Annotated in this window: 11 protein-coding genes and 1 pseudogene; 2 read left to right on the forward strand and 10 right to left on the reverse strand. The window is 58.9% G+C overall.

Going from position 1 to position 10,428, the window contains the following annotated elements:
• Positions 1 to 83: 83 nt before the first annotated feature.
• Positions 84 to 1,355, reverse strand: coding sequence for a DEAD/DEAH box helicase (locus tag HMPREF1147_RS11335; protein WP_009658981.1), 1,272 nt, complete (start codon positions 1,353 to 1,355; stop codon positions 84 to 86).
• A complete protein-coding gene (locus HMPREF1147_RS11340; protein ID WP_009439276.1) occupies positions 1,352 to 2,224 on the reverse strand; it encodes a methionyl aminopeptidase in 873 nt (290 codons plus the stop codon). The genes HMPREF1147_RS11335 and HMPREF1147_RS11340 overlap by 4 nt, the downstream gene beginning before the upstream one ends.
• Before the next feature lie 166 nt (positions 2,225 to 2,390).
• Between HMPREF1147_RS11340 and HMPREF1147_RS11345 the strand changes: the two genes are divergently transcribed.
• Both HMPREF1147_RS11345 and HMPREF1147_RS11350 read left to right on the forward strand, forming a co-directional pair.
• On the forward strand, positions 2,391 to 3,239 hold the full coding sequence (locus HMPREF1147_RS11345) for a polysaccharide deacetylase family protein (RefSeq protein ID WP_009439215.1): 849 nt from the start codon (positions 2,391 to 2,393) through the stop codon (positions 3,237 to 3,239).
• A 62-nt stretch (positions 3,240 to 3,301) separates the two neighbouring features.
• Positions 3,302 to 3,502, forward strand: coding sequence for a hypothetical protein (locus tag HMPREF1147_RS11350; RefSeq protein WP_009439275.1), 201 nt, complete (start codon positions 3,302 to 3,304; stop codon positions 3,500 to 3,502).
• Positions 3,503 to 4,120: 618 nt separating this feature from the next.
• Here HMPREF1147_RS11350 and HMPREF1147_RS11355 read toward each other — a convergent pair.
• From HMPREF1147_RS11355 to HMPREF1147_RS12205, 8 genes and pseudogenes are all read right to left on the reverse strand, one after another.
• Positions 4,121 to 5,401, reverse strand: coding sequence for an MlaD family protein (locus tag HMPREF1147_RS11355; protein WP_009658975.1), 1,281 nt, complete (start codon positions 5,399 to 5,401; stop codon positions 4,121 to 4,123).
• On the reverse strand, positions 5,398 to 6,144 hold the full coding sequence (locus tag HMPREF1147_RS11360) for an ABC transporter ATP-binding protein (protein WP_009439258.1): 747 nt from the start codon (positions 6,142 to 6,144) through the stop codon (positions 5,398 to 5,400). Before HMPREF1147_RS11360 ends, HMPREF1147_RS11355 begins: the two co-directional genes overlap by 4 nt.
• Positions 6,145 to 6,159: 15 nt before the next feature.
• Positions 6,160 to 6,927, reverse strand: coding sequence for an ABC transporter permease (locus HMPREF1147_RS11365; protein ID WP_009349878.1), 768 nt, complete (start codon positions 6,925 to 6,927; stop codon positions 6,160 to 6,162).
• A gap of 12 nt (positions 6,928 to 6,939) precedes the next feature.
• Positions 6,940 to 7,611, reverse strand: coding sequence for a ribonuclease HI (gene rnhA / locus HMPREF1147_RS11370; RefSeq protein ID WP_009658996.1), 672 nt, complete (start codon positions 7,609 to 7,611; stop codon positions 6,940 to 6,942).
• A gap of 12 nt (positions 7,612 to 7,623) precedes the next feature.
• Positions 7,624 to 8,250, reverse strand: coding sequence for an acyloxyacyl hydrolase (locus HMPREF1147_RS11375; protein ID WP_009658991.1), 627 nt, complete (start codon positions 8,248 to 8,250; stop codon positions 7,624 to 7,626).
• A gap of 5 nt (positions 8,251 to 8,255) precedes the next feature.
• Positions 8,256 to 8,810 (reverse strand): UbiX family flavin prenyltransferase, encoded by a 555-nt coding sequence (locus HMPREF1147_RS11380; RefSeq protein ID WP_009658985.1) that lies wholly within the window; start codon positions 8,808 to 8,810, stop codon positions 8,256 to 8,258.
• Positions 8,807 to 10,078 (reverse strand): serine--tRNA ligase, encoded by a 1,272-nt coding sequence (serS, locus tag HMPREF1147_RS11385; protein ID WP_009658983.1) that lies wholly within the window; start codon positions 10,076 to 10,078, stop codon positions 8,807 to 8,809. Before serS ends, HMPREF1147_RS11380 begins: the two co-directional genes overlap by 4 nt.
• A gap of 73 nt (positions 10,079 to 10,151) precedes the next feature.
• Positions 10,152 to 10,428: pseudogene (locus HMPREF1147_RS12205) on the reverse strand (hypothetical protein); the annotation flags it as partial.

The following is a 10,428-nucleotide window of genomic DNA, read 5'->3' on the forward strand; positions in this document are numbered from 1 at the left end:
GAATTGTCTTTACCCTAAATAGATTCGACAGCGTGAAATGTTTTCCTTCTAAGTAATTTTCGTAAAGTTTCAAAAAGTATTCTTCAGCGTCGCTTGCGGCTGCGGTGCCCGAGATTCGTAACCGTCTTGCTGGGTGCTTTCTTTGCCTTTTTGCGCGGGGGCTTCCCGCCGCGCGGCGGATGGCTCTGCACGACGCGCCGCCCCTCTTTGTCCGGCTGCGCTTTCTGCGGAGCGGGACGCGGCTTTTTCTTTACCGCCGCGCGCGCAAGCCGCTCTTTGAGTGCCGCTTCGATCTTGCGAAGCTTTTCGTGCTGGCGTGCGGTGACGAGCGTGATGGCGCGCCCCCGTGCGCCCGCGCGCCCCGTCCGCCCGATGCGGTGGATGTAATCTGTGACCGTCGGCGGCAGGTCGTAGTTGTAGACGTGCGTCACGCCCTCGATGTCGAGCCCGCGCGCAGCGATGTCTGTGGCGCAGAGGATCTGCAGCTTTGCCGCGCGGAACTGCCGCAGGACAAAGGCGCGCTGCGTCTGCGTGAGGTTGCCGCTGAGCGCGTCCACGAGATAGCCGCGTCCCGCGAGCGCCATCATGAGCGCGTGCGTGCGCTCCTTCGTCGCGCAGAATACCATGGCGAGGTAGGGCGCTTCCTCGTTGATGGAGGCGCAGAGGCGATCCAGTTTTTCCTCTTCATTCACGGAAAGGGCGATCTGCTCGATGTTCTCGAGTGTCGTGTGCTCGCCCTCAATTTTGATGCGCGCGGGGTTGTGCATGAACCGCTTTGTGAGCTGCACGATACGCTCGGGCATGGTCGCCGAAAAGAGCGCAAGCTGATAGTCCTGCGCCGTGTGCCCGAGGAGGGTCTCGACATCCTCGATGAAGCCGAGCTTCAACATCTCGTCAGCTTCGTCGAGAACAACCTTGTTCACGCTGCCGAGGGCGAGTGTCCCGAGCCGCACATGGTCGAGCAGTCGTCCGGGCGTACCGATGACGAGCTGCGGATGCCTGCGGAGTTTCTCCTTCTGCCGCTCGATGTCCGCGCCGCCGTAGACGAGCGTCGTGCCAATGCTGAGCGCCGCGGCAAGAGGCTCCGCGACGCGTGCGATTTGTATTGCCAGCTCGCGGGTCGGAGCGATGACGAGCGCCTGCACCACTGCACCCTGAGGTTTGATTTTTTCCAATACGGGCAGGAGAAAGGCGAGCGTCTTGCCTGTACCTGTCTGTGCCTGCGCAATGACGTCGCGCCCTGCACGCATGGCGGGAACAGCACGCTCCTGTACGGGCGTCGGGACGCTGATGCCCCGGTTTTTGAGCAGGGTGCACAGCGCCTCCGAAACTCCGATCTCTGCAAACGGCATCATGATGAAAGCACCTCTGCGCCGGTCTCTGTGATGAGGATCGTATTCTCCCACTGTGCAGAAAGCGAATGATCCTTCGTCCGCACCGTCCAGCCGTCATCCGCGTCGACGGTGACGTCATAACCGCCCGCATTGATCATCGGCTCGATGGTAAAGATCATGCCAGGCACCATGAGCATCCCCGTCCCCGGTTCTCCCACATGCGAAACGAACGGATCCATATGAAACTCCTTGCCGACGCCGTGCCCGCCGAGTGCCGTCACGACAGAGTAACCATTCGCATGTGCCCAGTCACCGCACGCGGCGTTGACATCACCGAGGAAATGCCAGGGACGCGCCGCCGCAATGCCGCGCTCCATGATCTCCTTTGTCACGCGTACGAGCCGCTCCGCGGCGAGAGGAACTTTTCCCACCATATACATGCGTGATGCATCCGCATAATAGCCGCCAACAATGGTTGTCGTATCAACATTAACGATATCCCCCTCTTTGAGGACGTCCTTCTTTGACGGGATCCCATGGCAGACGACGTCATTGATCGACGTGCAGATACTTTTCGGGAAGCCCTCGAATCCGAGGCAGGCAGGGATTCCGGCGCGCTCTGTGATATATTCATACGCCGCATGATCCAGCGTCTCCGTGTCCACCCCCGGTTCAATCAGCTGCTCCATGAGATCGAGTACGCCGTCATTCACAAGCGCAGCGCGGCGTACCCCCTCAATATCCGCCTCGTTGTTGATAATCCTGCGCGGCGGACGCACCTGTCCTTTGACAACATCATAATGTATGGATGCAATCCGCTCGTCAAAATCTGCATGACATTTCTTGTATTTTTTTCCGCTGCCGCACCAGCACGGATCGTTTCGATTCATTGCTTCGCCCCTTACTTTTCATATAGATTCACTTTCATTATAGCCCGAAACATCATTTTTATCAAAGTTTTTTCACTGCACACTGTTACTCCGCCCGCAACCCCTTGACATGAAGTAAGGTATAAGCTAAACTTATTGTGAAATTTTTATAAAGAAGGCAATCGAATTGCAATTTTCATCAAAAAAAATCCTATGCGCCGTCATCATCCTCTTCGGGCTGCTTCTTGCCGCCGCGCTCATTCTTATGTGGTCGGAACGCCGTGCTGTTCCCGTCCTCAACTATCATCAAGTGGAGGTGAAGGACGGCAACCCGCTCACACTCCACCCGGAGCAATTCGAGGCACAGATGGCGTATCTCAAAGAAGAAGGATATACGACGGTCACGATTGACGAGCTGATGGACGCCTGCGAAAACGGTGCCGCCCTGCCGGAAAAACCCGTCGTTATAACGTTCGACGACGGATATGAGGACAACTACGAGTACGCCTATCCCATCCTGCAAAAATATGGATTCAAGGCGACCATCTTCCTCATCTATGACCTTACGGATGCGTATCCCGGTTACCTGACATGGAATGAGATCGCGGAAATGAAAGCATCCGGTCTCATGCGCTTCGAGAGCCATACGATGACCCACGCGAATCTCTCCAAACTCACCGCCGAAGCAGATCTCCGGCATGAAATTGCCGACTCGCAGAGGCTGCTCTCGGAAAAACTCGGCTATAACGTCCGCTACATCGCCTACCCGGGCGGCGCTGTCAACGAGCAGATCGAGTCCATCACACGGGCGGCGGGGTACCGCGGCGGCTTCACCGTCCATTACGGTCTGAGCACACCTGCCAAGGGCGCGTATCAAATGGATCGAATCCCCATCTTCGGCGCCAACATGCACACAATGGAGCGCTTCAAGATGCGGCTCAAATATGCACCGCTCATCGCACCGTTCGAGGATTTCCGACTATGGCTGCGTGCAAAGGGATTTACGGAGCTTGCCATGCTTCTGCCCATTCCTTGAATTTTCCCCGCAAAGCATGTATAATGATGATATCTGTTATTGTATCTTAAGGAGGGCTTTTCATGGATTTTGAAGCACTGGTCAAGGCAAAATTCGACGAAGCATACGAAGCGTCGGAGCATCCCAAAAAATTCTTCCTCACAGAGAACGGGCGCGGCGTCGTCGACGGCGGCGAGATGTATAACGCACTCCTGCAAGACGTGCTCGATATTGTACAAAGAGCGCTCGTCGGCATCCTCAAGGACAGCCATCATACCCATTGAAACACTATGATCACTTCGGAGACTGCCGCACGAATCCCTTGTGCACCGTACGGCAGTCCCTTTTTGATTCCAAGGCTGTCCAAGCGAAAAAGGATCTGAAAGGCAATGGTCAAGGAGCTGGCTGCCCAACGCCGCAAACACGATGACGCAGGACATTGTCTATCTCGCAGCGGCAACCTCAGAGACCATCTCTACACCTCAGCAATCCAGACAAAATCAAGAAAAATACAGCCCAACACATAAATAGGACATTGCACCGCCATAGCCGGCTTCGTGCAATGTCCTTATTTATTTGATGCAAATGCTAACCTATTGCCAAAATCCCGCACATAAAACCATACAGCGAGTGACGCGGAAGTTTCGATGCATAGCTAGGAATAGCGGCAAACGCGAGGAAGGCGCAGCCAAAACCTACGTCGACGAAGCGTTTGCCAAAAATGACGACGCTAGGCGCGAAAATCCCGCGTCACGCCTCGTCACACCGTAATCTGAGTGACGCGCAAGTTTGGAGGCAGAGCAAGGAACTAGAAAAATCCAAGCGAAGGCGTAGTTAAGAGCTACGTCGAGCGCAGGATTTTTCGCAGTGACACAGCTATGCGCCAAAATCGCGCGTCACGTCTAGAATTCTTGGCGAATGCCCGTATAGAAGGCTCGTTGTTTACTGTCGTTCACATCGTTCCACTCGCCGAAGAGATACGTTCCGCCGTGCACTTGATACTGCGCGCGCAGACGAACGGTGAAATCATTCGGGTCATAGGCGTCGGCAGAGAATTTGAATTTATCCCCTGCGAAGGCATCGACGCCGATCCCTGCCGCACCCGCGACAACGCCCGCGCGCGCACCGAGTGCCGATCCGCGCAGGCCTACCTGTGCGTTAAATTTATCGCCGCCGCCGATGTCGTCGACGCCAAACGAGGCATACATCCCCTTCGCTTCGCCCACGTCGAGATTGAAGTTCGTCCGCCAGTCGTCCGCCTTGCCGCTGTACATGGCGTCGACCTTCGGCGTGACCTTTATGCTCCCGAGTCGTCCCATCAGCCCGTTTGCCTTGTCAGTCATCGTACGCGCGTTGTGGATGAGGGCGCGCGCATCTTCCTGCGTCTTCACATCTCCGGTCACAGACTCGATCCCCTCGGCAATGCGCGCGATGCGCCCCGATGCCTCAGTGATATTGGCGAGGGTGCGGCGCAGATTTTCTGCGGTCGCGGGATCTGCTCCGACGGTCTCGAGATTGGTCATGATACGTTCGACGCTCGCCGTGCTCTGCGCAAGGTTGGCGCTCATGGCGTTCATATTCGCGATCGTGCCGCTGAGGTTCCCGCGGTTCTCCGCCGCCATCTGCTCAAGCGTTGCAGTAAGCCCGTCAAGATGCGCCGTCATGTGCTCCATATTGACGACGAGCTGCACCATGGAGGTCTGGAAGCCGGGCTCACCGACGATGTTGTTGATGCCCGTGAGCATGTCCTCGACCTGGATGATCATCTTATTCAGCTCGGTGAACATGGAGTCCATGCCCATCTCATCCGCGCCGTAGAGATAGTCCCCCGCGGCATAGTAATCCGTATTTGCAGACGGTGTGATGATGACGAACTTATCCCCCATGATGCCGGGCTGTGCGATGGTCACAGACGATCCGCGCGGGATCTTCACGTCGTCCGAGACGCTGATAGCGACGGTAACACCTGTGCCGTCGCTGCCCACCTTCTCGACATGTCCAACGGGCACCCCGGAGAGGAGCACCTGCGCCTCGGGGTTCAGCCCGACCGCGCGCCCAAAGCCGACGTAGAGTGTGTACTCATGTCCCCCGCTAAGCCGCAGCCCGCCAAAGAATATGACGACGGCGACGAGAAGTGCCGCGCCGACGAGTGTAAATGCGCCGACTTTTGCCTCTGCGCTCATGCTCCGCTCTCCTTTCTGTGATGCAGCGTACGGAAAAACGCCTGTACACGCGCATCATCAATTTCCTGAAACCGCTCCGGCGTGTCCACCGCAATAAGTGTGCCGTCGTAAATCATGGCGATGCGGTCGGCAATGCGGCTGGCGCTCGCCATATCATGGGTGACGACGACGGAGGTCACGTCGAGCTTTTTCTGCATATCGATGATGAGTTCGTCGATCTTTGCCGTCATGATGGGGTCAAGACCCGAACTCGGTTCGTCGTAAAAGATGATCTCGGGATCGGTCGCAATTGCGCGTGCGAGCCCGACGCGCTTTTTCATGCCGCCCGAGAGTTCCTGAGGCATGAGGTGCTCGACGCCCGGCAGCCCGACGAGCTCGAGTTTTTCGGCGACGATGCGGCGAATCTCATCCTCAGTTTTATCCGTGTGCTCGCGCAGTCCGAACGCGACGTTCTCGCCGACGCTCATGGAGTCAAAGAGCGCGGAGTACTGGAAAACCATGCCCATCCTCAGACGCACGCGGTCGAGGGCGGTCTCGTCCATCGCGGCGATGTTGTCCGTGCCGACGCAGATTTCGCCCGCGGTGGGGCGGTCAAGCCCGATCATGAGGCGCAGGAGGGTGGATTTCCCCGATCCGGAGCCGCCGATGATGGCGACGGTTTCGCCTTTTTCTATGGTCAGGCTGATGTCCTTCAGCGCTTCTTTTTCGGCAAAGCGTTTGGAGACGCCGTGCAGTTTTATCATATGCCCTCCCGTCCGTCAGAAAAGGAAGAACGTCAGGACGGCGTTCAGGATGAAAATCACGATGATGGAGGTGACGACGGTCTGCATGGTAGCTTTCCCGACGCCCTCCGCACCGTTCGGCGCCGCAAGCCCATAATGACAGCCGAGGACAGCGATGACGTTGCCGAAGAAGATCGCCTTAATCAGTCCGCCCGTTAAGTCATAGATGGTTGCAAACTGTGTAATCGAGTGTGTGAACGTGTAGGCGGAGATGCCGGAGTAATGCACGGCGGTGAGATAGCCGCCGAACACGCCGATGACGTCGCCGAATACGGTCAAGATGGGAACGACGCACATACACGCGAGCATCCGGGGCACGATGAGGTAGTTGACGGGACTGACCGCCATGACGCGCAGTGCGTCGATCTGCTCCGTGACCTTCATCGTGGAGACCTCCGCGGTAATCGCCGCGCCCACGCGCCCCGCGCAGACGACGCCGACGAGGACGGGGCCGAGCTCACGCCCGATGCTGATGGCAATGACCGCGCCGATCGTGCTCTGCGCGCCGTAGCGGATGAATTCGTGCGCCGTCTGGAGCGTCAGCACAACGCCTGTAAAGAGAAGTGTCAGTCCGACGATGAGCAGGGAGTCCGCACCGAGATGCGACATCTGATAGACGATGCTCCGCACGCGCAGCCGCCGCGTGACCTGCCGCATGGTCTCTCCGTAGAGGAGCGTGACGCGCCCGATATTGGCGAGATGCGTGAGGACAAATGCCCCGACCGCCTCTAGGATTCTCTGCACCGCCGCACCTCCTTACCCCTTTGCCGCCCGCATCGCCTCTGTGCGTGCGAGCTCGTCACAGCGTTCGTTCCGCGGATTGCCCGCATGTCCCTTGACCCACCGGAACCGGACGTGCCGCGCGGCAAACGCCGCGTCGAGCTGCATCCACAGGTCTTGATTGAGAACGGGCGCGCCGTCCGCTTTCTTCCAGCCGCGCTTTTTCCATGCGGGCAGCCAAAATTTGGTAAACGCATTCTTCAGATACTGACTGTCCGTATAGAGCACGATACGCGATCCTGCAGGGACAGCGGATACCGCCTTCAGCGCGGCGGTCAGCTCCATGCGGTTGTTCGTGGTTTCGGGATCGCCGCCGCTCTTCTCCTCGACCGCCCCCGTCGCGGCAGTCTCGATGACCGCCGCCCATCCGCCGGCACCGCCCGGGTTCTGCAGGCACGAGCCGTCCGTGTGAATGATGTAGTCCGCGTCGGCAGACGCTTCATCCGCAGCGGACGGTGCAGTGTGTGCGGGGGGTTGAGTACCACCGCTCACTCCCGTCCCCGCAAGCCAGTCACGCGCCTCGGACTCGGTCATAAAGCCTTTATAAACCGCGCCCCGAAAGCCCTGCACCGCCGCGGCACAGTCCGCCCATATGGTGAACAGCCCCGTTTTGTGCCCGCGTTTCACGGCGTAGAATTTCTTTGCCACAAATACCGTCCTCTAGTACGACCAGCGATAACCGATAGAGAGACCGGCACCGTTGTACCCCGGATTTTTCGTGCGCTGTCCGTTCGAGACATGATGCCCGAGATAGGCGACACTCAGTGCGCTGCGGTCGTTGAACTTATAGGTAAGACGAGGACCGATGCGCCATAGGAAGTCATAGTTGCGCGTATGTGCAGGGTGGACGCGGTTATAAACAAGCAGGGCGCCCGTCACGTCAAGGGACGCTTCCCACTTTTTTCCCATGGGCTTCGTCCAGCGTACCATATACGAGGGGCCCACGCCGACGGCAGACGAATCGAGCCGCACGTCCGGACGGTCTTTCTCTGCCCACGAACCGACGGCACGCGATACTGTCACCCCCCAATGGAGAGACATTGCGTGCATCTCCTTATATTGCCGATAGACCTGCACATTGTAGAGATCGATATAACGGCGTTCACCGTGCCCATGCAGGTAATCCATCTGAATCTCCGCGCTGCGCTTCTCCGTGCGCGCGGACGCATCCCCCATATGCATCTCCCGCATATCGTCCACGGGGCGCGCATCTGCCGCCGCGATCTGCGGCAGTGCAAAGAGCACAAGCCCCGCCAAAACAGCTGTCTTTGACTTACACAAAGTCATCACAATCACCTCCAACGCAAAAAAAGTTCTTCCTCAAGACCGAGGCGGTCGCATATCTTTCCAACCATCATATTCACGAGATCATCCACCGTCTCCGGGCGGTGGTAAAAGCCGGGAGCGCCAGGCATGACGACCGCGCCCGCGCGCGCAAGGCGGAGCAGGTTCTCGAGGTGGATCTCGTGCATCGGGGTTTCCCGCGGCACGAGCAGGAGTCTGCGCCCCTCCTTAAGCGTAACGTCAGCGGCGCGCGTCAGGAGATCGTCCGTGACGCCATGGGCGAGTGCGCCCGCCGCGCGCATGGAGCACGGCAGGATGACCATCGCGTCCATACGGAACGAGCCGCTCGCGATCGCCGCGCCCACATCGTCGTTCGCGTAGAGCTTCGTCACGCGGCGGGAAAGCTCCTCGCGCGTGATGCCGCATTCATAATCGAGCACCTTTTCCCCGCTCGTAGTGACGACGGCGTGAATCTCGATGCCGCGGCGGCACAGTACCTCCATGAGCCGCACGGCATAGATGCTGCCGCTCGCGCCCGTGATGCCGACAATGATTTTTTTCATCGAATCACGGTCACGCCGCCCATGTAGGGCACGAGCGCCTGCGGCACGACGACCGAGCCGTCCTCCTGCTGATTGTTCTCGAGGATTGCGGCGACCGTGCGCCCGACCGCGACGCCCGAACCGTTCAGCGTGTGGAGGAACGCGGGCTTCGCCCCGCGCGCGGGACGGTATTTGATATTCGCGCGGCGCGCCTGATAGTCCGTGCAGTTCGAGCACGACGAGATTTCACGGTATTTATTCTGCGCGGGCATCCACACCTCGAGGTCGTAGGTCTTGGCGGAGGTAAAGCTCATGTCGCCCGTGCAGAGCTGTATCACGCGGTACGGCAGTTCGAGCGTCCGCAGGACGTCCTCCGCCGCCTCGACCATACTCTCAAGTTCGTCCCAGCTCGTCTCGGGCGTGACGAATTTGATCAGCTCGACTTTGTTGAACTGATGCTGACGAATCAGTCCGCGCGTGTCGCGTCCCGCGCTGCCCGCCTCGGCACGGAAGCACGCGGTGTAGGAGGTATAGTACTCCGGCAGCTGCGCCGCGTCTAGAATCTCGTCGCGGTGGTAGTTCGTCGTCGGCACCTCCGCTGTCGGCACGAGGTAGTAGTCCAGCCCCTCAAGCTTGAACATGTCCTCGGCGAACTTTGGGAGCTGTCCCGTGCCGACCATGCTGCTCTCGTTCACGATGTAAGGTGCGAGCATCTCGGTGTAGCCGTGCTTTTCCGCGTGCAGATCCATCATGAAATTGATGCAGGCGCGTTCAAGTCGCGCGCCAAGTCCCTTATAGAACGTAAAGCGCGCGCCCGTGACCTTTGCCGCGCGCTCCGCGTCGAGAATGCCAAGTTGTTCGCCGATGTCCCAATGCGCCTTGGGCTCAAAATCAAAGACGCGCGGCGTCCCCGTGCGGCGCACCTCGGGATTCTCCGTCTCGTCTTTTCCGACAGGCACATCCGCCTTGGGCATGTTCGGAATTTGAAGGAGCAGGTCGCGCAGTTTCAGCTCGACATCGCGCAGATCCTCATCGAGCGCCGCGATCTCATCGCCGAGCGTCCGCATCTCCGCGACGACGTCCTCCGCCGCCTCGCCCGCTTTCTTGCGGACGCCGATCTCCTTCGACACGGCGTTGCGGCGCGCCTTCTTTTCCTCCACGTCCTGCAAAATGCGGCGGCGCTCCTCGTCAAGCGCGGTAAAAGGGCTGAGGTCGAGACCGTTGCAGCGGTTCTTCAGCATCTCGTGCACGGCGTCTAGGTTCTCTCGGACAAACTTCATATCCAGCATCAATATCACTCCATCGCAGTGTAGAATTTCATCTGTTATCATAGTACAAAGGGCGTATTTTGTAAAGAAACACCTAGACACGCACCTCAAAACGCGGACGCTCCGCGCCGTCCTCCTCCCGCTCTGCGGGGCGGTGTGCGGACGGTGGAGCATCCGTTTTCGGTATCTGCTCTGTCGGAGTGCGCGATACTGGCGGTACTGCCGGCGTCGGTGCAGACGGCGCATGCTCTACGGGCGGGGGGGACGTCCGTGCCCCCTCACGGCGTGCACTGCGCGGCGGTATCTGCGCTCCTATATCCGACGAGGGGGCGCGCCGCTCTTCGCGGGCGAGGCGTTCGAGGGCCTCGCCC

The organism is Selenomonas sp. FOBRC9, from assembly GCF_000287655.1.
Lineage (GTDB): Bacteria > Bacillota > Negativicutes > Selenomonadales > Selenomonadaceae > Centipeda > Centipeda artemidis.